Genomic DNA, 22,146 nt, shown 5'->3' on the forward strand with positions numbered 1-22,146 from the left:
ATTGGCTTTCCTGTCTATAAAAGGCTGGGCGCTGCGCGGCCCTGGATCAGGCCGAAACGCGCGCGATGGTGTCATCGGCGCGCAGGGTGAAGATCTCGTAACCGGTTTCGGTTACCAGCAGGGTGTGTTCCCACTGTGCCGAGAGCTTGCGGTCCTTGGTGATCGCGGTCCAGCCGTCGCCCAGCACCTTGGTGTCGGCCTTGCCCTGGTTGATCATCGGCTCGATGGTGAAGGTCATGCCGGCCTTGAGTTCCATGCCGGTGCCGGCACGGCCGTAGTGCAGGATCTGCGGTTCTTCATGGAAGACCTTGCCGATGCCGTGGCCGCAGAACTCGCGAACCACCGAGAAACCGTTCTTTTCAGCGTGCTTCTGGATGATTTCACCGATGTCGCCCAGGCGGCAGCCGGGTTTGACGATTTCGATGGCTTTGTACATGCATTCCTGGGTCACTTGCGACAGGCGCTCGGCCCAGACCGGCACGGTGCCGACGTGGAACATGCGGCTGGTGTCGCCGTGGAAGCCGTCCTTGATGACGGTGACGTCGATGTTCAGGGTGTCGCCATCCTTCAACGGCTTCTCGTTCGGGATGCCGTGGCAGACCACATGGTTGATCGAGGTGCAGATCGACTTCGGGTAGCCCTTGTAATTGAGCGGGGCAGGGATGGCCTTCTGCTCGTTGACGATGTAGTCGTGGCAGATGCGGTCCAGCTCTTCGGTGGTGATGCCCGGTTTGACATGTTCGGCAATCATTTCCAGCACATCGGCGGCCAGTTTGCCGGCGACACGCATTTTGGCGATGTCCTCCGGGGTTTTGAGGGTGACGGTCATACAGGCTCTCTCTGCGCTCGATGGCGCTTGCTAAAACAAAATGGGCGTTGCGCGATCGAATCTCGCGGCCCCGAAAAACCCGATTCTATCAGACGAACAGGGCAAATCTGAGCCTCTGTGCGTCGCTTCTCTCTATAGAAGGGTGCATTCCTGGCGAATTCCAGGGCGCGCAATAAAAGCCTTGGCCGGGATTTCAGAATCCGGGTTCCGTTTTTTAGCGCCCTGTGGTATAAAATGCGCCGCTTTCCGGGGATCCCCTGAAAAGCCTAAATCCACACACGTGTCGACACGATGACCTGGGTGCCTGAAGCGTAATGCTGCTGGTTGGTCATTGGGATACGTGGAGGCCAAACCCGACTTATTAAGGAACTATCATGTCCCAAGTCAACATGCGCGATATGCTGAAGGCCGGTGTGCACTTCGGTCACCAGACCCGTTACTGGAACCCGAAAATGGGTAAGTACATTTTCGGCGCGCGTAACAAGATCCACATCATCAACCTTGAAAAAACCCTGCCAATGTTCAACGAAGCTCTGACTTTCGTAGAGCGCCTGGCCCAGGGCAAAAACAAGATTCTGTTCGTCGGCACCAAGCGTTCCGCTGGCAAGATCGTTGCTGAAGAAGCAGCACGTTGCGGTTCGCCGTACGTCGATCACCGCTGGTTGGGCGGCATGCTGACCAACTTCAAAACCATCCGTGCTTCCATCAAGCGTCTGCGTGACCTTGAAGTGCAAGCCGAAGACGGTACTTTCGCCAAGCTGACCAAGAAAGAAGCGCTGATGCGCACTCGCGATCTTGAGAAGCTCGATCGTTCCCTGGGTGGTATCAAGGACATGGGCGGTCTGCCAGACGCTCTGTTCGTTATCGACGTTGATCACGAGCGCATCGCGATCACCGAAGCCAACAAGCTGGGCATCCCGGTTATCGGCGTAGTCGATACCAACAGCAGCCCGGAAGGCGTTGACTACATCATCCCAGGCAACGATGACGCAATCCGCGCTATCCAGCTGTACATGGGTTCGATGGCTGACGCAGTTATCCGTGGTCGCAACCACGTTGCTGGCGGTACCGAGCAGTTCGTTGAAGAAGCTCCGGCAGCTGCAGCTGAGTAATTGACGCCCTGGCGTTGACTCAGTAAGCAAAAAGGGGGCTTGGCCCCCTTTTTGCCACCTCGAAAACCGTTTGTCGGCCCCGCGCTTGCAGAGCTGTAACGTGCAGCGGCTTACAACGGTGGTTCGGGAAGAATTGATCGCCCGTTCGATCGGGTGGAATGGTTGAAAACCTATCCAAGAGGATTTTGAAATGGCAGAGATTACTGCAGCGTTGGTCAAAGAACTGCGCGAGCGTACCGGCGAAGGCATGATGGATTGCAAAAAGGCCTTGACCAAGGCCGGCGGCGACATCGAAAAAGCCATTGATGACATGCGTGCTTCGGGCGCCATCAAGGCTGCCAAAAAAGCTGGCAACGTTGCCGCTGAAGGCGCGATCGCACTTAAAGAAGACGGTAAATCCGCCGTTCTGCTGGAAGTGAACTCGCAGACCGACTTCCTGGCTCTGCAGGACGACTTCAAGGCATTTGTTGCTGCAAGCGTTGAAAAAGCGTTCGCCGACAAGCTGACTGACGTCGCTCCGCTGATCGAAGCTCAAGAAGCCGATCGCCTGGTTCTGGTCGGCAAGGTTGGCGAAAACGTCAACATCCGTCGCCTGGCGCGCGTTGAAGGTGATGTTGTTGGTGGTTACCTGCACGGCAACAAGATCGGTGTTGCGGTTGTCCTGAAGGGCGGCACTGTTGAGCTGGCCAAAGACATCGCCATGCACGTAGCGGCGACCAACCCTGAATTCCTGCTGCCATCGGAAGTTTCCGCTGAAGCGGTCGAGCGTGAGAAGGGCGTGTTCCTGACCCTCAACGCTGACAAGATCGCCGGCAAGCCGGAAAACATCGTTGAAAACATGGTCAAGGGCCGTATCAGCAAGTTTCTGGCTGAAGCGAGCCTGGTTGAGCAGGCGTTCGTCAAGAACCCTGAAATCAAGGTCGGCGAACTGGCCAAGAAAGCCGGTGCTGAAATCGTTTCCTTCACCTACTTCAAAGTAGGCGAAGGCATCGAGAAGCCGGTCGACAACTTCGCTGAAGAAGTTGCTGCCCAGCTGGCTGCCGCCAAGCAATAAGACAGTTTTCAACTGTCGCCGAAAGAGGCTGCCCGCTCACGCGCGCAGCCTCTTTTCAGATGGGGTACCCAATTTTTATTGGCTTCCCTTTGGAACTGGCTTACAAAGCCATGTTCCGATGGCGCTGAAGCAGCGCCAAGCTAGAGTGAACAGCCAGCTGTAAACAGCTCGCAAAGAATTTTTTAAAATACGCCGCAGGAGAGATTCGCAATGGCTCAGCAGGGCAGTGGTTATCAGGCTCGCTATAAACGCATTCTACTCAAGCTTAGCGGCGAGGCCCTGATGGGCTCGGAAGAGTTCGGGATCGATCCGAAAGTTCTGGATCGCATGGCGCTGGAAGTCGGCCAATTGGTCGGCATCGGCGTCCAGGTCGGTCTGGTGATTGGTGGTGGCAACCTGTTCCGCGGTGCGGCGCTGAGCGCGGCCGGCATGGATCGGGTCACTGGCGACCACATGGGCATGCTGGCCACTGTGATGAATGCCCTGGCCATGCGTGATGCGCTGGAGCGTGCCAATATCTCGGCCATCGTGATGTCGGCCATTTCCATGGTGGGCGTGACCGATCACTATGATCGCCGCAAAGCCATGCGCCACCTGAACGCCAAGGAAGTTGTGATTTTCGCGGCGGGTACGGGTAACCCGTTCTTCACTACGGATTCGGCCGCCTGCCTGCGTGCAATCGAAATCGATGCCGATGTGGTGCTCAAGGCGACCAAGGTCGATGGCGTCTACACTGCGGACCCATTCAAGGACCCGCATGCCGAGAAGTTCGATCATCTGACTTACGATGAAGTGCTGGATCGCAAGCTGGGCGTGATGGACCTGACGGCCATTTGCCTGTGCCGCGACCACAAGATGCCGTTGCGCGTATTTAACATGAACAAGCCCGGCGCCCTGCTGAACATCGTGCACGGCGGCGCTGAAGGAACCCTGATCGAGGAAGGCCAACAATGATCAACGAAATCAAGAAAGACGCTCAAGAGCGCATGAAAAAATCCGTGGAGTCGCTGGCGCACAACTTCGGCCGTATTCGTACGGGCCAGGCGCACCCCAGCATTCTTGAAGGCGTGATGGTGCCGTATTACGGTTCCGATACGCCGATCAAGCAGGTGGCGAACATCACCGTCAAGGACGCTCGTACCCTGCAAGTCGTTGCCTTTGAGCGCAACATGCTGGGTGCTGTCGACAAAGCCATCGGTAGCGCGGGTCTGAACCTCAACCCGACCAACCTGGGTGAGTTGCTGCTGATCTCCATGCCGGCCCTGACCGAAGAAACCCGCAAGGGCTTCACCAAGCAGGCTCGCGATGTCGCTGAAGATGCCCGTGTTGCAGTGCGCAACATCCGTCGCGATGCGAACAGCCAGCTCAAGGATCTGGTCAAGGAAAAAGAAATCAGCGAAGACGAAGAGCGCCGTGCCACGGGTGAGATCGATGATTTGACCAAGAAGTACGTGGCTGAAATCGACGCGAATCTGGCGCAGAAAGAAAAAGACCTGATGGCCGTATAAGGGTCGCGTTGTCATGGATAAGATCAAGCAGAGTGCGCCGACTGCGGTGCCGCGCCATGTCGCGATCATCATGGATGGTAACAATCGTTGGGCGAAAAAACGCTTTATGCCGGGTGTCGCCGGGCATAAAGCGGGTGTGGATGCCGTTCGGGCAGTGATCGAGGTGTGTGCCGAGGCCAAGGTCGAAGTGCTGACGCTGTTCGCCTTCTCCAGCGAGAACTGGCAGCGTCCGGCCGCCGAGGTCAGTGCGTTGATGGATCTGTTCTTCAGGGCGCTGCGACGTGAAGCCAAGCGCCTGAACGAGAACAACATCAGTTTGCGCATCATTGGCGACCGTTCTCGCTTCCATCCGGAGCTGCAGGTTGCCATGCGCGAGGCCGAGGCCATGACGGCGGGTGGCAATGGCTTGATCCTGCAGATCGCCGCCAACTACGGCGGTCAGTGGGATATCGCGCAAGCCGCGCAGCGTCTGGCGCGGGAGGTTCAGGCCGGGCATTTGCGTCCGGAAGACATCACCCCGCAACTGTTGCAAACCTGTCTGGTCACCGGCGACCAGCCGTTGCCGGACTTGTGCATCCGTACCGGCGGCGAGCATCGCATCAGTAACTTCCTGCTCTGGCAGCTGGCTTACGCCGAGTTGTACTTTTCCGACCTGTTCTGGCCGGACTTCAAACACGATGCCATGCGTAATGCGCTGGCCGATTACGCTTCTCGGCAGCGCCGCTTCGGTAAAACGAGCGAGCAGGTCGAGGCTGGAGCCCGGGTTTAATGCTTAAACAACGAATCATCACCGCACTGATCCTGCTACCGATTGCGTTGTGCGGGTTTTTCCTGCTTGAAGGCTCGGGTTTTGCCCTGTTCATCGGGCTGGTCGTGACCCTCGGGGCCTGGGAATGGGCGCGCCTGGCGGGCTTCACCGAGCAGCCGATCCGCGTCGCCTATGCGGCGGTGGTCGCGTTGATGCTGTTTGTCATGCACATCCTGCCGGGGCTGGCGCCATGGGTGTTGGGCGCTTCCGTGCTCTGGTGGGGTGTTGCCACCTGGCTGGTGCTGACTTACCCGCGCTCCAGCGAACATTGGGCCAGCGCCGCCTGCAAGCTGGTGATCGGTCTGCTGATTTTGTTGCCGGCCTGGCAAGGGCTGGTGCAGATCAAGCAGGAGCCCTTGGGTAACTGGCTGATCATGGCGGTGATGGTGTTGGTCTGGGGCGCCGATATCGGTGCTTACTTTTCCGGACGGGCGTTCGGCAAGCGCAAACTCGCGCCCCAGGTCAGTCCCGGCAAAAGCTGGGAAGGCGTGTATGGCGGGTTGGCAGCGAGCCTGGTGATCACGGCAATCGTCGGGATCGTTCGCGACTGGAGTGTCGGGCAGATGTTGATCGGTCTGATCTGCGCCGCAGTGATCGTGTTTATCTCGGTGGTGGGTGACCTCACCGAAAGCATGTTCAAGCGTCAATCCGGGATCAAGGACAGCAGCAACCTGCTGCCGGGTCACGGCGGTGTGCTCGACCGCATCGACAGTCTTACGGCGGCGATTCCAGTGTTTGCCGTATTGCTGTGGATGGCTGCACCGTGAGCCGCCCTCAGCAGATTACCGTACTGGGGGCGACCGGCTCGATCGGTTTGAGCACACTCGACGTCATTGCGCGTCACCCCGAGCGTTATCAGGTGTTTGCCTTGAGCGGCTTCACCCGCTTGAATGAGCTGCGGGCGCTGTGCGTGCGTCATGCGCCGCGGTTTGCCGTGGTGCCTGAGGCGAGCGCTGCCCGAGGCTTGCAGGACGACTTGCACGCGGCTGGCCTGGCGACCCGCGTGCTGGTGGGGGAGGAGGGGTTGTGCCGGGTGGCGGCCGATCCTGAAGTGGATGCCGTGATGGCAGCAATCGTCGGTGCGGCGGGCTTGCGTCCGACCCTGGCGGCCGTCGAAGCCGGCAAGAAAATCCTGTTGGCCAACAAGGAAGCACTGGTGATGTCCGGTGCGCTGTTCATGCAGGCCGTGCGTAAAAGTGGCTCCGTGCTGTTGCCGATCGACAGCGAGCACAACGCGATTTTCCAGTGCATGCCAGGGGATTTTGCCCGTGGCCTGGGGGCCGTCGGCGTGCGTCGGATTTTACTGACCGCCTCCGGTGGTCCGTTCCGGCAGACGCCGATGGCTGAGCTGGTGCATGTTACTCCCGATCAGGCGTGTGCCCATCCGAACTGGTCCATGGGGCGCAAGATCTCGGTGGATTCGGCCAGCATGATGAACAAGGGGCTTGAGTTGATCGAGGCCTGCTGGCTGTTCGATGCCAAGCCATCCCAGGTCGAGGTGGTAATTCACCCGCAGAGCGTGATTCATTCGCTGGTCGATTACATCGATGGTTCGGTATTGGCCCAACTGGGCAATCCGGACATGCGTACGCCCATCGCCAATGCGCTGGCCTGGCCGGAGCGGATCGACTCGGGCGTGCCACCGCTGGACCTGTTTGCCATCGCGCGCCTGGATTTCCAGGCGCCCGATGAGCATCGCTTCCCTTGCCTGCGTCTTGCGCGCCAGGCGGCCGAAGCGGGTAACAGTGCGCCGGCCATGCTCAATGCGGCGAATGAAGTGGCGGTCGCGGCCTTTCTCGACGGACGGGTTCGTTACCCGGAAATCGCGAGTATCATCGAGGAAGTGTTGAATCTCGAGCCGGTGGTTGCGGTGGACGATCTCGACGCGGTGTTTACGGCGGATACCAAGGCCCGTGTGCTGGCCGGGCAATGGTTGAGTCGCCACGGGCGGTAAGTACTGCGATACGCTGGCCCATGCAGCAACGAACAGGATTGCGGAGAAAGTAGATGAGCGCGCTCTATATGATTGTCGGCACCCTGATAGCCTTGGGTGTGCTGGTCACCTTCCACGAATTCGGCCATTTCTGGGTCGCACGTCGCTGTGGGGTCAAAGTGCTGCGTTTTTCCGTGGGCTTCGGCATGCCGCTGCTGCGCTGGCACGACAAGCAAGGCACTGAGTTCGTGGTCGCCGCCATCCCGCTGGGCGGCTATGTGAAAATGCTGGATGAGCGCGAAGGCGAAGTGCCTGCTGATCAGATCGAGCAATCCTTCAATCGCAAATCCGTCCGTCAGCGCATCGCTATCGTCGCGGCCGGTCCGATAGCCAACTTTTTTCTGGCGATGTTTTTTTTCTGGGTGGTCGCCATGCTCGGCAGCGAGCAGGTGCGACCGGTCATCGGTGCCGTCGAGTCCGGCAGTATCGCCGCCAAGGCCGGCCTGAGCGCCGGTCAGGAAATCATTGCCATCGATGGCGAGCCCACGTCCGGCTGGGCGGCGGTCAATCTGCAGCTGGTGCGTCGCCTGGGCGAGAGCGGTTCCCTGCAGTTGCTGGTTCGCGAGCAGGGCTCCACGGCCGAATCGCCTCGTGAGCTGGCGCTGGACAAATGGCTCAAGGGTGCCGATGAGCCGGATCCGATCCGCTCGCTGGGGATCCGTCCCTGGCGTCCGGCCCTGCCGCCGGTGCTGGCCGAACTTGATCCAAAAGGCCCGGCCCAGGCTGCCGGCCTGAAGACCGGCGACCGATTGCTCGCCCTGGACGGCAAGGCGCTGGATGACTGGCAGCAAGTGGTCGATACCGTCCGCCTGCGCCCCGATAGCAAAATCGTCCTGCGCATCGAGCGCGACGCTGCTCAACTCGACGTCCCGGTGACGCTGGCGGCGCGTGGCGAGAAGAAGGCACCCAGTGGTTATCTGGGGGCCGGGGTAAAAGCAGTCGACTGGCCGCCCGAGATGATTCGCGAGGTCAGTTACGGTCCCGTGGCAGCGATCGGGGAGGGTGCCCGACGCACCTGGACCATGAGTGTGCTGACCCTCGATTCGCTGAAGAAAATGTTGTTCGGCGAGCTCTCGGTAAAAAACTTGAGTGGACCGATAACCATTGCTAAAGTGGCGGGCGCTTCTGCCCAGTCGGGTGTCGCTGATTTCCTGAATTTCCTTGCTTATCTGAGTATTAGCCTGGGTGTTCTGAATTTGTTGCCCATTCCTGTACTGGATGGGGGACATCTGTTGTTTTATCTGATCGAGTGGGTGCGTGGTCGCCCCTTGTCGGATCGGGTGCAGGGTTGGGGGATACAGATCGGTATCAGTTTGGTGGTCGGGGTGATGTTGCTTGCTCTGGTCAATGATCTGGGTCGACTGTAACGCTTCGCTGAATTGCGAATCTGCCGCATTTTGCGGCAGTTTGTTTATTGCCAGTTGGAATAAGAAAGGACTTCATGAAACGTCTGCTGCTAACTGCGGTTCTCACCGTATTGATGATCGCCGAAGTTCACGCCGAGTCCTTCACCATCTCTGATATTCGCGTCAATGGCCTCCAGCGGGTTTCCGCGGGGAGTGTCTTTGGTGCCTTGCCGTTGAACGTCGGTGAAAAGGCGGACGATCGTCGCCTGGTGGAATCCACTCGTGCGCTGTTCAAAACCGGTTTCTTTCAAGATATCCAGTTGGGGCGCGATGGCAACGTCCTGGTCATCACGGTCGTCGAGCGTCCCTCGGTCGCCAGTATCGAGATCGAGGGCAACAAGGCGATCTCCACTGAAGACCTGATGAAGGGCCTCAAACAATCCGGTCTGGCCGAAGGCGAGATCTTCCAGCGCGCCACCCTCGAAGGTGTGCGTAACGAACTGCAGCGCCAGTACGTCGCCCAGGGTCGCTACTCGGCCACCGTCGACACCGAAGTGGTGCCGCAGCCGCGTAACCGCGTTGCGCTGAAGGTCAACATCAACGAAGGCACCGTTGCGGCCATCCAGCACATCAACGTGGTGGGCAACACGGTCTTCGCCGACGAAGACCTGATCGACCTGTTCGAGCTCAAGACCAGCAACTGGTTGTCGTTCTTCAAGAACGACGACAAGTACGCCCGTGAAAAACTGTCCGGTGACCTGGAGCGCCTGCGCTCCTACTACCTGGACCGTGGCTATATCAACATGGATATCGCTTCGACCCAGGTGTCCATCACCCCGGACAAGAAACACGTCTATATCACCGTCAACGTCAACGAAGGCGAGAAGTACACCGTTCGTGACGTCAAGCTGAGCGGCGACCTGAAAGTCCCTGAAGACCAGGTCAAGTCCCTGTTGCTGGTGCAGAAAGGCCAGGTGTTCTCGCGCAAGCTGATGACCACCACCTCGGAACTGATCACCCGTCGCCTGGGTAACGAGGGTTACACCTTCGCCAACGTCAACGGCGTGCCTCAGCCTCACGAGGACGACCACACGGTAGACATCACCTTCGCCGTCGATCCGGGCAAGCGTGCCTACGTCAACCGTATCAACTTCCGCGGCAACACCAAGTCCGAAGACGAAGTGCTGCGCCGTGAAATGCGTCAGATGGAAGGCGGCTGGGCTTCGACCTACCTGATCGACCAATCCAAGACCCGTCTTGAGCGCCTGGGCTTCTTCAAGGAAGTCAACGTCGAAACGCCGGCCGTGCCGGGTGTCGATGACCAGGTCGATGTGAACTACAGCGTTGAAGAACAGGCTTCCGGTTCGATTACCGCCAGTGTCGGTTTCGCCCAGAGCGCCGGTCTGATCCTCGGTGGTTCGATCACCCAGAACAACTTCCTGGGTACCGGTAACAAGGTCAGCGTCGGTTTGACCCGCAGTGAATACCAGAGCCGCTATAACTTCGGTTATGTCGACCCGTACTGGACTGCCGATGGCGTGAGCCTGGGTTACAACGCGTTCTATCGCACCACTGACTACGACGATCTCGACGTCGACGTGGCCAGCTATGCCGTGGACAGCCTGGGTGCTGGCGTAAGCGTCGGCTACCCGATCAGCGAAACGTCGCGCCTGACCTTCGGCCTGACGGCGCAACAAGACAAGATCAAGACCGGCGTCTACACCGTTGACGAAATCTTCGACTTCGTGAACAAGGAAGGCGACAACTACCTGAACTTCAAGGCCTCGGCCGGCTGGTCCGAGTCCACCCTGAACAAGGGCGTACTCGCCACCCGTGGCCGTTCCCAGAGCCTGGTGCTGGAAACCACCACGCCTGGCAGCGACCTGTCGTTCTTCAAACTCGATTATCGTGGCCAGTTGTTCCAGCCATTGAGTGAAAACTACACCATGCGCCTGCACACCGAATTGGGTTATGGCGATGGTTACGGTTCGACCGACGGCTTGCCGTTCTATGAAAACTACTATGCTGGTGGTTTCAACTCGGTGCGTGGCTTCAAGGACAGCACCCTGGGCCCGCGCAGTACGCCTAGTCGTGGTACAAACCCGGGTACATTGGCCGATCCGGACCAGGATCCGCTGCCGTTCGGTGGCAACGTCCTGATCCAGGGCGGTGTGGAGCTGCTGTTCCCGCTGCCGTTCGTCAAGGATCAGCGTTCCCTGCGTACGTCGGTATTCTGGGATGTGGGTAACGTCTTCGACTCGAAATGTGAAGACACCACCAACGCCAACGGTTCGTCGTCCAATACCAAGTGCAACGATATCAGTCTGAGCAACATGGCCAGTTCCGTCGGTGTCGGCGTGACCTGGGTCACCGCACTGGGTCCTCTGAGCTTCGCGTTGGCCATGCCGGTCAAGAAACCGGATGACGCTGAGACTCAAGTGTTCCAATTCTCCCTCGGCCAGACGTTCTAAGCGTCTGACCCAAGATAACGACAATGGATTTTGTAGGAGTGCATCGTGCGTAAGTTGACTCAATTGGTTCTCCTGGCGACCGTACTGGTAGCAGGTCCGGCTTTTGCCGACATGAAAATCGCCGTCCTGAACTATCAGATGGCGCTGCTGGAATCCGACGCGGCCAAGAAGTACGCGGTGGATGCAGAGAAAAAATTCGGCCCTCAGCTGTCCAAGCTCAAGACCCTGGAAAGCAGTGCCAAAGGCATTCAGGATCGTCTGATGGCGGGCGGCGACAAGATGCAGCAAGGCGAGCGTGAACGCCTGGAGCTCGAGTTCAAGCAAAAGGCCCGTGACTTCCAGTTCCAGTCCAAGGAGCTGAACGAAGCCAAGGCCGTTGCCGACCGTGAAATGCTGAAGCAGCTCAAGCCGAAACTGGACAGCGCTGTGGAAGAAGTCATCAAGAAAGGTGCTTTTGACCTGGTCTTCGAGCGTGGCGCAGTGATTGATGTCAAGCCTCAATACGACATCACTCGCCAGGTTATCGAGCGCATGAATCAGCTGAAGTAATCCATGACAGCGACCATAAAACTCGGCCAGCTGGCCGAGTTCCTCGACGCCACCTTGCGTGGCGACGCGGAGAAGGAAATTACTGGGCTAGCCACTTTGCAAGAGGCTGGCCCAGCTCAGTTGAGCTTTCTGGCAAACCCTCAATACCGCAAATACCTGGCTGACAGCCGGGCCGCAGCCGTGTTGCTGAAGGCTGCCGATGCTGAAGGTTTCGTCGGTGATGCACTGGTGGTGGCCGATCCGTACCTGGCCTACGCCCGTATTTCCCACCTGTTCGATCCCAAGCCCAAAGCGGTCGCCGGGATTCATCCGACGGCGGTCGTGGCGGCGGATGCGGTGGTCGATCCGGCGGCGAGTATCGGGGCCTTTGCCGTGATCGAAAGCGCAGCCCGCATCGCAGCCGGCGTGACCGTCGGCGCCCATTGCTTTGTCGGTGCCCGCAGCGAGATCGGTGAAGGGGGGTGGCTGGCCCCGCGGGTCACGCTGTATCACGACGTGAGCATCGGCAAGCGGGTGGTAATTCAATCCGGTGCCGTGCTCGGCGGTGAAGGCTTCGGTTTTGCCAACGAGAAAGGTGTCTGGCAGAAAATCGCCCAGATCGGTGGAGTGCGGGTCGGTGATGATGTAGAGATCGGTGTGAATACCGCTGTCGATCGCGGTGCATTGGCCGATACTGTCATCGGCAATGGCGTCAAGCTCGACAATCAGATTCAGATCGCCCACAACGTCCAGATTGGTGATCACACCGCCATGGCAGCGTGCGTGGGGATCTCCGGCAGCAGCAAAATCGGCAGGCATTGCATGCTCGCCGGTGGCGTCGGGCTGGTGGGGCATATCGAAATCTGCGACAACGTGTTCATCACCGGGATGACCATGGTGACCCATTCGATTACCGAGCCGGGTTCCTATTCTTCCGGTACGGCGATGCAGCCGGCTGCCGAGTGGCGCAAAAGCGCGGCACGCCTGCGTCAGCTCGATGACATCGCGCGGCGGTTGCGACAGCTGGAAAAGCGAGTAGGGGAAGTGACCCCTGACGATAATGCTTCATCAGATGGCTGATACCATTTCCATATCAAGTGTGCACAGCCGCTAGACGGCCTCCTTGATTTGCTAGAGGAATGCGCGTCAGTCGCGCGTTCCCAATCTTTACATAGGCTTCCCCCCGAAATGATGGACATCAACGAGATTCGCGAATACCTGCCTCACCGTTACCCGTTCCTGCTGGTGGACCGGGTCGTGGATCTGGATGTGGAAGGCAAGCGCATTCGCGCCTACAAGAATGTCAGCATCAACGAACCGTTCTTCAATGGTCACTTCCCTGCGCATCCGATCATGCCGGGCGTGTTGATCATCGAAGCGATGGCTCAGGCTGCCGGGATCCTTGGTTTCAAAATGCTCGACGTGAAACCGGCCGATGGCACCCTCTATTACTTTGTCGGCTCCGACAAGCTGCGCTTCCGCCAGCCGGTGCTGCCGGGCGATCAGTTGATCCTTGAAGCCAAGTTCCTGAGCTGCAAGCGCCAGATCTGGAAGTTCGAGTGCCAGGCTTCGGTCGACGGCAAGCCAGTCTGCTCCGCTGAAATCATCTGCGCGGAACGCAAACTATGAGTTTGATTGACCCTCGCGCAATCATCGATCCGGCGGCCATCCTGGCCGACGACGTCGAGGTCGGCCCCTGGTCGATCATCGGCGCTGGTGTGGAAATCGGCGAGGGGACAGTGATCGGGCCGCATGTGATTCTCAAGGGCCCGACCCGAATCGGTAAGCATAATCGCATCTACCAGTTTTCTTCGGTAGGTGAGGACACGCCCGATCTGAAATACAAGGGTGAAGAGACACGCCTGGTCATCGGTGACCACAATGTCATCCGTGAAGGCGTGACGATTCACCGCGGCACCGTGCAGGACCGTTCGGAAACGACCCTGGGTGATCACAACCTGATCATGGCCTATGCCCACATCGGCCACGACAGCGTTATCGGCAATCACTGCATTCTGGTCAACAACACCGCGCTGGCGGGCCATGTGCACGTCGAGGACTGGGCGATCCTGTCCGGTTTTACCCTGGTCCACCAGTATTGCCACATCGGCGCCCACAGCTTTTCCGGCATGGGTACCGCCATCGGCAAGGACGTACCCGCGTACGTCACGGTATTCGGCAACCCGGCGGAAGCGCGCAGCATGAACTTCGAAGGCATGCGCCGTCGTGGGTTCAGCGAAGACGCGATCCACGCGTTGCGTCGTGCCTACAAGGTGGTTTACCGCCAGGGCCTGACGGTCGAGCAGGCGCTCGGCGAGCTGGCCGAGCCCTCGGCGCAGTTTCCGGAAGTCGCGGTGTTTCGTGATTCCATCCAGTCTTCGACCCGCGGCATCACGCGTTAATCATGGCTAATCTGCGTATAGCGCTGGTAGCCGGTGAGGCTTCCGGCGACATTCTGGGCGCCGGTCTGATGCGCGCGCTCAAGGCTCGGCATCCGGCGGTGGAGTTCATCGGGGTCGGTGGCCCGTTGATGCAGGCCGAAGGCCTGACCTCGTATTTCCCGATGGAACGTCTTTCCGTGATGGGCCTGGTGGAAGTGCTGGGCCGCTTGCGTGAGTTGCTCAAGCGCCGCAAGAAGCTGATCGCCGACCTGATCGCCGAGAAGCCGGACGTGTTCATCGGCATCGATGCCCCGGACTTCACCCTCAACATCGAGCTCAAGCTGCGTCAGGCCGGAATCAAGACCGTGCATTACGTCAGCCCGTCGGTCTGGGCCTGGCGGCAGAAACGGGTGCTGAAGATTCGCGAAGGCTGCGACCTGATGCTGACGCTGTTCCCGTTCGAAGCGAAATTCTATGAAGAAAAGGGCGTGCCGGTGCGGTTTGTCGGGCACTCCCTGGCCGATGCGATCCCGCTCGAAGCGGATCGCGCCGCCGCACGTGCCGAACTCGGCTTGCCGGACGGGCCGCTGGTCGCACTGATGCCCGGCAGCCGCGGTGGCGAGGTGGGGCGTCTCGGTGCGTTGTTCCTCGACACCGCCCAGCGTCTGCGCGCGCTACGCCCTGGCGTGCGCTTCGTCATGCCTTGCGCCAGCCCCGAGCGACGCAAGCAGCTCGAGGAATTGCTGGCCGGTCGCGATCTGCCGCTGACCTTGCTCGACGGCAAATCCCATCTGGCCCTGGCGGCCTGCGACGCGGTGCTGATTGCCTCCGGAACGGCGACCCTTGAAGCCTTGCTGTACAAGCGGCCGATGGTGGTCGCCTATCGTCTGGCGCCCCTGACGTTCTGGATTCTCAAGCGCATGGTCAAAAGCCCGTACATCTCCTTGCCGAACCTGCTGGCCCAGCGCCTCCTGGTGCCCGAGTTGTTGCAGGACGAGGCGACGGTCGAAGCGCTGGCACAGACCTTGTCGCCGCTGATCGAGGGAGGGGAAGAGCAGACCCGCGGTTTTGACCAGATTCACCGGACCCTTCGTCTGGATGCCTCCAACCAGGCTGCGGATGCAGTGCTGAACCTGATCGGTCACGTACAATGAAAAAAACAAGCATGCAAATGGGGCTGGATTTCAACTTGGTCGCTGAAGTCGAAGAATTGGTTGCCGGTGTCGACGAAGTCGGTCGCGGCCCGCTCTGTGGCGCTGTGGTGACCGCTGCGGTGATCCTCGATCCGAGCCGGCCGATTCTGGGCCTGAACGATTCGAAGAAACTGACCGAAGCCCGCCGCGAAAAGCTCTACGACGAAATCTGCGAAAAAGCCCTGAGCTGGTGCATCGCTCGCGCCGAAGTCGAAGAAATCGACCAGTTGAACATCCTCCACGCCACCATGCTGGCCATGCAGCGCGCCGTCGAGGGCCTGCACATTACGCCAAGGCTGGCGATGATCGACGGCAACCGCTGCCCGAAACTGTCGATGCGCGCCGAAGCGGTGATACAGGGGGACGGCCTGATACCGGCCATCGCCGCGGCATCGATTCTGGCCAAGGTCAGTCGCGACCGTGAAATGGCTGCTTTCGAATTGGTTTACCCGGGATACGGCATTGGCGGCCACAAAGGCTACCCGACCCCCGTTCATCTGGAAGCCTTGGCCCGCCTGGGGCCGACGCCGATTCACCGGCGCTCGTTCGCCCCGGTACGCCTGGCTTACGAGGCGCGGGCACACCTGATCGTGAGTTAGTCGCAGGCTGATGTTTTTGCCAAGGCCCGGTACAATCCGGGCCTTGTTGTCTTTACGTTTACAGACAGGATCACTATGCCGGCTTCATTCGTTCACCTACGCCTGCACACTGAATATTCCCTGGTCGACGGTCTGGTGCGGATCAAACCGCTGGTCAAGACCCTTGTCGGCATGAACATGCCTGCCGTAGCGGTCACCGACCAGAACAACATGTGTTCCCTGGTCAAATTCTATAAAGCGGCCATGGGCGCGGGGATCAAGCCGATCTGCGGCGCCGACCTGTGGCTGTCGAACAAGGATCCGGACAACGCCCTGAGCCGGATCAGCCTGTTGGCCATGAACGCCGTCGGCTATCGCAACCTGACCGAACTGATCTCCCGCGGCTTTATCGACGGCCAGCGCAATGGCTCGGTCATCATCGAGCGCGAGTGGGTGGCCGAAGCCAGCGAAGGCTTGATCATGCTGTCGGCAGCGAAAGAAGGCGAGATCGGCCTGGCCATGCTCAGCGGCAACCCGGCCGAGGCGGAAAACCTGGCGCGCGAATGGATGGCGGTGTTTCCGGATCGTTTCTATCTGGAAATCCAGCGCACCAACCGTCCCAACGATGAAGAGCAATTGCACGGCGCCGTGGCCCTGGCCGAGAAAATCGGTGCGCCGCTGGTGGCGACCAACGACGTGCGCTTCATCAAGCAGGAAGACTTCGCCGCTCACGAAACCCGTGTCTGCATCGGTGAAGGCCGCGCCCTCGACGATCCGCGGCGTTCCAAGAATTACAGCGACCAGCAATACCTCAAAAGCGCAGAGGAAATGGCCGAGCTGTTCAGCGACATTCCCGAGGCGCTGGCCAACACCGTCGAGATCGCCAAGCGCTGTAATATCGAAGTGAAGCTGGGCACTCACTTCCTGCCCAACTTCCCGATTCCCGATGGCATGACCATCGATGAGTATTTCCGCAAGGTGTCCTTTGACGGTCTGGAAGATCGCTTGAGCGTTCTGCTGCCCAGGGACACCACCGAAGACTACGAAGCCAAGCGTCAGGTCTATGTCGACCGGTTGAATTTCGAGCTGGATATCATCATCCAGATGGGCTTCCCCGGCTACTTCCTGATCGTGATGGACTTTATCCAGTGGGCCAAGAGCAACGGCGTGCCGGTGGGGCCGGGCCGTGGGTCGGGTGCCGGGTCGCTGGTGGCCTATGTGCAGAAGATCACCGACCTCGACCCGCTGGAATATGACCTGCTGTTCGAACGTTTCCTTAACCCGGAACGGGTCTCGATGCCCGACTTCGACGTCGACTTCTGCATGGATGGCCGTGACCGCGTGATCGACTACGTGGCCGAGAAATACGGCCGCAATGCGGTCAGCCAGATCATCACCTTCGGTTCCATGGCGGCCAAGGCGGTGGTCCGTGACGTGGCACGGGTGCAGGGCAAGTCCTACGGATTGGCGGATCGCCTGTCGAAGATGATCCCGTTCGAAGTCGGCATGACCCTGGAAAAGGCCTACGAACAGGAAGAAATCCTGCGGGACTTCATCAAGGTCGATGAAGAAGCCGCGGAAATCTGGGAGATGGCGCGCAAGCTTGAAGGCGTTGTGCGTAACGTCGGCAAGCACGCCGGTGGTGTGGTGATCGCGCCGACCAAACTGACTGACTTCTCGCCGATCTATTGCGATGAGGCCGGTGATGGCCTGGTGACCCAGTTCGACAAGGATGACGTTGAGGCCGCCGGCCTGGTGAAGTTCGACTTCCTCGGCCTGCGAACCCTGACGGTCATCGACTGGGCGCTGAAAACCATCAACCGCGACCGCGCCAAGGTCGATGAGCCGCCGCTGGACATCGCCTTCATCCCGCTGGATGACAAACCGACCTACCAGCTGCTGCAAAAAGCCGAAACCACTGCGGTGTTCCAGCTCGAGTCCCGCGGCATGAAGGAGCTGATCAAAAAGCTCAAGCCCGACTGCCTGGAAGACTTGATCGCACTGGTGGCCCTGTTCCGTCCGGGCCCGTTGCAATCGGGCATGGTGGACGACTTTATCAACCGCAAGCACGGTCGCGCCGAGCTCGCGTACCCGCACTCGGATTACCAGTACGAAGGCCTCAAACCGGTGCTGGCGCCGACGTACGGCATCATCCTGTATCAGGAACAGGTGATGCAGATTGCCCAGGTCATGGCCGGTTACACCCTCGGCGGTGCGGACATGCTGCGCCGGGCCATGGGCAAGAAAAAACCCGAAGAAATGGCCAAGCAGCGCGGCGGCTTCATCGAGGGTTGCAAGACCAACAATATCGAAGCGGACCTGGCCGGTAACATTTTCGACCTGGTGGAAAAATTCGCCGGTTACGGCTTCAACAAATCCCACTCCGCCGCGTATGGCCTGGTGTCGTACCAGACCGCGTGGCTGAAGACGCACTACCCGGCGCCGTTCATGGCCGCGGTACTGTCGGCGGATATGCACAACACCGACAAGGTCGTGACCTTGATCGAGGAAATTCGCACCATGAAGCTGCGTCTCGACGCGCCGGATGTGAATGCCTCGGAGTTCAAGTTCACGGTAAACGACGAGGGCCGCATCATTTACGGCCTCGGCGCGATCAAGGGCGTGGGCGAAGGGCCGGTCGAGGCGATTACCGAGGCGCGGCAGGACGGGCCGTTCAAGGACCTGTTCGATTTCTGTGCCCGGGTCGACCTCAAGCGGATCAACAAGCGCACCCTGGACGGATTGATTCGCAGCGGCGCCCTGGATCGTCTGGGTCCGTATTTCCACGACGAACCGAAAGCCTATCAAGCCAGTATCGACCAGAATCGCGCGGTCTTGCTGAATGCGATGGAAGGGGCGATCAAGGCCGCCGAACAAACGGCCCGCACCCACGACAGTGGTCACGCGGACTTGTTTGGCGGACTGTTCGTCGAGGAAGACGCCGATGTCTATGCCAATCACCGCAAGGCCAAGGAACTGACCCTCAAGGAACGCCTGAAAGGGGAGAAAGACACCCTCGGCCTGTACCTGACCGGTCACCCGATCGACGAATACGAAGGCGAGATCCGCCGTTTCGCCCGTCAGCGCATCATCGACCTGAAGCCGGCCCGGGATACCCAGACGGTCGCGGGCATGATCATTGCTTTGCGCGTGATGAAGAACAAAAAGGGCGACAAGATGGGGTTCATCACCCTTGACGATCGTTCTGGCCGGATCGAAGCCTCGTTGTTTGCCGACGCGTTCCATTCCGCGCAGTCGATGTTGCAGACCGACGCGATGGTGGTGGTCGAAGGCGAAGTCAGCAACGACGACTTTTCCGGCGGCCTGCGCCTGCGGGTCAAGCGGGTGATGAGCATGGAAGATGCCCGCACCAACCTGGCAGAAAGCCTGCGCCTGAAGCTGCAGACCAAGGATCTCAAAGGTGATCAGTTGCGCTGGCTGGGTGAGCTGTTCAAGCGTCACCGCGGCGCATGCCCGATCACCATGGAATATACGAGTCCCGATGCGAAGGCCTTGCTGCAGTTCGACGAGACTTGGCGGATCGACCCGGCGGACGCCTTGATTCAAGCCCTGCGTGACCAGTTCGGGCGAGACAACGTCTTCCTCCAATACCGTTGACGGTCAGGCCTCATTCTTTTCCATCAAGAGCATGGCCTGATCTCGACCGAATTTTTTAATCTCGACCTGAACGCGCCTGTCCCTTAAGGTAGGGCGCGAATAGACAACCGGCCGGCCCCAACTTTCCTGGAGGTCGACCCAAGACGGACGCCTATGAACCCGAATTTTCTAGATTTCGAACAGCCGATCGCCGACCTGCAAGCCAAGATCGAAGAGTTGCGCTTGGTCGGTAATGACAATTCGCTGAATATCGGCGATGAGATCTCCCGCCTGCAGGACAAAAGCAGCACGCTGACCGAAGACATCTTCGGCAAGCTGACCAGCTGGCAGATCGCACGCCTGGCACGTCACCCGAAACGTCCGTATACCCTGGACTACATCGAACACATCTTCACCGAGTTCGACGAACTGCACGGCGACCGTCACTTCTCCGACGACGCGGCGATCGTGGGCGGCATTGCCCGTCTGGACGATCAGCCGGTGATGATCATCGGCCACCAGAAAGGCCGGGAAGTGCGCGAGAAAGTTCGCCGCAACTTCGGCATGCCACGTCCGGAAGGCTACCGTAAGGCCTGCCGCCTGATGGAAATGGCCGAACGCTTCAAAATGCCGATCCTGACCTTCATCGACACCCCGGGCGCCTACCCGGGCATCGACGCCGAAGAGCGCAACCAGAGCGAAGCGATTGCCTGGAACCTGCGTGTCATGGCGCGCCTGAAAACCCCGATCATCGCCACCGTGATCGGTGAGGGTGGTTCCGGCGGCGCGCTGGCAATCGGCGTGTGCGACCAGTTGAACATGCTGCAGTACTCGACCTACGCGGTGATTTCGCCAGAAGGTTGCGCCTCGATCCTGTGGAAAACCGCGGAAAAAGCGCCGGATGCCGCTGAAGCCATGGGCATCACCGCCGAGCGTCTCAAAGGCCTGGGCATCGTGGACAAAGTGATCGGCGAGCCTTTGGGCGGCGCCCACCGTGATCCAGCCAAGGCGGCAGCCTCGATCCGTGCCGAGCTGAGCTCGCAACTGTCGATGCTGAAGAAGTTCGATAACGAAGCGCTGCTGGCCCGCCGTTATGAGCGTCTGATGAGCTACGGTCTCTGATCGATCGCGCTTCGGCAAATGATGTAACCAATGTGGGAGCGAGCCTGCTCGCGAAAGCGGTATAACAGTCAACAATATGTTGGATGTTAAGCAGCCTTCGCGAGCAGGCTCGCTCCCACATTTGATTTGTGTGAAGTGATCGATATGAGTCAGGCCATGATTGATTTACCTGGCAGGCTTCTGCTGAACCTTGCTTCGTGGCGCAACGCCACCACCTGGCGCATCGCCTTCTCCGGCGGCCTCGACTCCACCGTCCTGCTGCACCTGCTCGCCCTGCTCGCAAAAACCGAATCCCTGCCCGTGCTAAGCGCCATCCACGTCCACCACGGCCTTCAGGCTGCGGCCGATGCGTGGCCGGCCCATTGCCAGTCCGTCTGTGACGCGCTGGGTGTGCCGCTACAAGTGATTCACGTCCAGGTTCAACCCGGCGCCAGCCTTGAGCGTGCCGCACGGGATGCGCGCTATGGGGCGTTCAACGCGGCCATTGAGATCAATGAGGTGCTGCTGACTGCCCAGCACCGTGACGATCAGGCGGAAACCCTGTTGTTTCGGCTGTTGCGGGGGGCCGGGGTGAGGGGGCTTTCGGGGATGCCACGCCAGCGTCCGTTGGGTAAAGGCCATCTGCTGCGACCATTGCTCGATATCACGCGGGCGGAAATGGAAGCTTATGCGGCCGAGTACCGGCTGAGCTGGGTTGAAGACCCCTCGAATCAGGACCGGCAATTCTCGCGCAATTACCTGCGTCATCAAGTGGTCCCGGTATTGACCCGGCGCTGGCCGCAAGCGGTGGCGACCATGGCCCGCAGCGCCGCGCATCTGAGTGAGGCGCAGGCATTGCTCGATGACCTGGCGCAGATCGATCTGGCCCACGCGACCACGGCCAGTGAGTTTGATTGGCTGGGTTTGCCGTCCCTGGCACTGGCGCCACTGGCAACGCTCTCCGCTGCGCGCCAGCGAAATGCAGTGAGTCACTGGCTCGCGGCGCTGACGCGCCTGCCGGATAGCGACCATTGGTCGGGTTGGGAGGATTTGCGCGATGCGACCGGCGATGCTCGTCCGATATGGCGCTTGGCCGACGGCGAACTCCATCGGGCCGGTGGGCGGATCTGGTGGTTGTCCGGCCACTGGCTACGGCCCGCACTCGACGCTGGAACCTGGCCTGATCCCGCAGTATCGCTGGTGTTGCCCGGCAATGGGGTACTGACACTCACCGGCCAAATTCCCGTTGGCCCGCTGCATATCCGCTATCGTGAAGGCGGTGAGGTGATGGCTCTGCCGGATCGCGGTCACCGTGATCTGAAGCGTTTGCTCAACGAGCGCGGGGTCCCGAACTTCGCCCGTGGCAGATGGCCGCTGCTGTACCAGGGCGAGCAATTGCTGGCGGTGGCGAACCTGCGGGGCTTGAACGGCAGCGCAAAGGACGGCTGGAATTTACGGTGGCAACCACCACCTGCGATCAAGGTTTGAGCTGAAAGGGGCTTTCCGGTAGACTACGCTCCCTTCTTGATACAACTTCTGTGGATTCGTCAGAATTGCAGGAGTTGCCGATTACCAAGCAGTCTTTGCTGGGCGATTCCAAAAAATGTGTAGCGAGCAACGTACCGGTGTTTCACCTTCCGGTCTGTC

18 protein-coding genes and 1 pseudogene are annotated in these 22,146 nt (G+C 59.6%); 18 read left to right on the forward strand and 1 reads right to left on the reverse strand.

All coding sequences use genetic code 11. From position 1 onward, the window contains the following. Window positions 1-46: 46 nt before the first annotated feature. The gene (map, locus tag F8N96_RS08810) at window positions 47-829 is read right to left on the reverse strand and encodes a type I methionyl aminopeptidase (protein WP_150766027.1); all 783 of its coding nucleotides are present in this window, start codon (window positions 827-829) and stop codon (window positions 47-49) included. Window positions 830-1,203: 374 nt separating this feature from the next. Here map and rpsB point away from each other — a divergent pair, with 374 nt between their 5' ends. The 18 genes and pseudogenes from rpsB to tilS all read left to right on the forward strand — a co-directional run bounded on the left by rpsB (window position 1,204) and on the right by tilS (window position 21,992). Further along, entirely contained in the window at window positions 1,204-1,941 is a 738-nt protein-coding gene (rpsB, locus tag F8N96_RS08815; RefSeq protein ID WP_007907989.1) for a 30S ribosomal protein S2, read from the forward strand. A gap of 190 nt (window positions 1,942-2,131) precedes the next feature. After that, entirely contained in the window at window positions 2,132-2,995 is an 864-nt protein-coding gene (gene tsf, locus F8N96_RS08820; RefSeq protein WP_150766028.1) for a translation elongation factor Ts, read from the forward strand. Between the two features lie 210 nt (window positions 2,996-3,205). Further along, the gene (gene pyrH / locus F8N96_RS08825) at window positions 3,206-3,949 is read left to right on the forward strand and encodes a UMP kinase (protein ID WP_003172271.1); all 744 of its coding nucleotides are present in this window, start codon (window positions 3,206-3,208) and stop codon (window positions 3,947-3,949) included. After that, window positions 3,946-4,503 carry a ribosome recycling factor gene (frr, locus tag F8N96_RS08830; protein WP_007907979.1) on the forward strand — a complete coding sequence of 186 codons (558 nt, stop codon included), beginning with the start codon at window positions 3,946-3,948 and terminating at the stop codon, window positions 4,501-4,503. Before pyrH ends, frr begins: the two co-directional genes overlap by 4 nt. Before the next feature lie 13 nt (window positions 4,504-4,516). After that, window positions 4,517-5,272 carry a polyprenyl diphosphate synthase gene (gene uppS / locus F8N96_RS08835; RefSeq protein ID WP_150797472.1) on the forward strand — a complete coding sequence of 252 codons (756 nt, stop codon included), beginning with the start codon at window positions 4,517-4,519 and terminating at the stop codon, window positions 5,270-5,272. Continuing rightward, a complete protein-coding gene (locus F8N96_RS08840) occupies window positions 5,272-6,078 on the forward strand; it encodes a phosphatidate cytidylyltransferase (RefSeq protein WP_150797473.1) in 807 nt (268 codons plus the stop codon). The genes uppS and F8N96_RS08840 overlap by 1 nt, the downstream gene beginning before the upstream one ends. Next, window positions 6,075-7,265, forward strand: coding sequence for a 1-deoxy-D-xylulose-5-phosphate reductoisomerase (ispC, locus tag F8N96_RS08845; protein WP_150797474.1), 1,191 nt, complete (start codon window positions 6,075-6,077; stop codon window positions 7,263-7,265). Before F8N96_RS08840 ends, ispC begins: the two co-directional genes overlap by 4 nt. A 53-nt stretch (window positions 7,266-7,318) precedes the next feature. Then, window positions 7,319-8,671, forward strand: coding sequence for a sigma E protease regulator RseP (gene rseP, locus F8N96_RS08850; protein ID WP_150797475.1), 1,353 nt, complete (start codon window positions 7,319-7,321; stop codon window positions 8,669-8,671). A 74-nt stretch (window positions 8,672-8,745) separates the two neighbouring features. Next, window positions 8,746-11,121 (forward strand): outer membrane protein assembly factor BamA, encoded by a 2,376-nt coding sequence (gene bamA, locus F8N96_RS08855; RefSeq protein ID WP_150766033.1) that lies wholly within the window; start codon window positions 8,746-8,748, stop codon window positions 11,119-11,121. A gap of 45 nt (window positions 11,122-11,166) precedes the next feature. Further along, window positions 11,167-11,670: an OmpH family outer membrane protein gene (locus F8N96_RS08860; protein WP_010462812.1), complete on the forward strand. Its 504-nt coding sequence runs from the start codon at window positions 11,167-11,169 to the stop codon at window positions 11,668-11,670. 3 nt (window positions 11,671-11,673) lie between these two features. After that, window positions 11,674-12,729, forward strand: coding sequence for a UDP-3-O-(3-hydroxymyristoyl)glucosamine N-acyltransferase (gene lpxD, locus F8N96_RS08865; protein WP_150797476.1), 1,056 nt, complete (start codon window positions 11,674-11,676; stop codon window positions 12,727-12,729). Between the two features lie 108 nt (window positions 12,730-12,837). Further along, entirely contained in the window at window positions 12,838-13,278 is a 441-nt protein-coding gene (fabZ, locus tag F8N96_RS08870) for a 3-hydroxyacyl-ACP dehydratase FabZ (RefSeq protein ID WP_007907157.1), read from the forward strand. Next, window positions 13,275-14,051 (forward strand): acyl-ACP--UDP-N-acetylglucosamine O-acyltransferase, encoded by a 777-nt coding sequence (lpxA, locus tag F8N96_RS08875; RefSeq protein ID WP_150797477.1) that lies wholly within the window; start codon window positions 13,275-13,277, stop codon window positions 14,049-14,051. The genes fabZ and lpxA overlap by 4 nt, the downstream gene beginning before the upstream one ends. Before the next feature lie 2 nt (window positions 14,052-14,053). Beyond that, window positions 14,054-15,184 carry a lipid-A-disaccharide synthase gene (lpxB, locus tag F8N96_RS08880; protein WP_150766036.1) on the forward strand — a complete coding sequence of 377 codons (1,131 nt, stop codon included), beginning with the start codon at window positions 14,054-14,056 and terminating at the stop codon, window positions 15,182-15,184. A gap of 11 nt (window positions 15,185-15,195) precedes the next feature. Further along, a complete protein-coding gene (rnhB, locus tag F8N96_RS08885; RefSeq protein WP_150766046.1) occupies window positions 15,196-15,822 on the forward strand; it encodes a ribonuclease HII in 627 nt (208 codons plus the stop codon). A 75-nt stretch (window positions 15,823-15,897) separates the two neighbouring features. Next, window positions 15,898-19,419 (forward strand): DNA polymerase III subunit alpha, encoded by a 3,522-nt coding sequence (gene dnaE, locus F8N96_RS08890; RefSeq protein ID WP_150797478.1) that lies wholly within the window; start codon window positions 15,898-15,900, stop codon window positions 19,417-19,419. A gap of 153 nt (window positions 19,420-19,572) precedes the next feature. Next, window positions 19,573-20,520 (forward strand): acetyl-CoA carboxylase carboxyltransferase subunit alpha, encoded by a 948-nt coding sequence (locus F8N96_RS08895; protein WP_150797479.1) that lies wholly within the window; start codon window positions 19,573-19,575, stop codon window positions 20,518-20,520. 144 nt (window positions 20,521-20,664) lie between these two features. Further along, window positions 20,665-21,992 (forward strand): annotated as a pseudogene (gene tilS, locus F8N96_RS08900) (tRNA lysidine(34) synthetase TilS). Window positions 21,993-22,146 lie beyond the last annotated feature (154 nt).

Source organism: Pseudomonas fluorescens (assembly GCF_902497855.1).
In the GTDB taxonomy this organism is placed as follows: Bacteria; Pseudomonadota; Gammaproteobacteria; order Pseudomonadales; family Pseudomonadaceae; genus Aquipseudomonas; species Aquipseudomonas fluorescens_BI.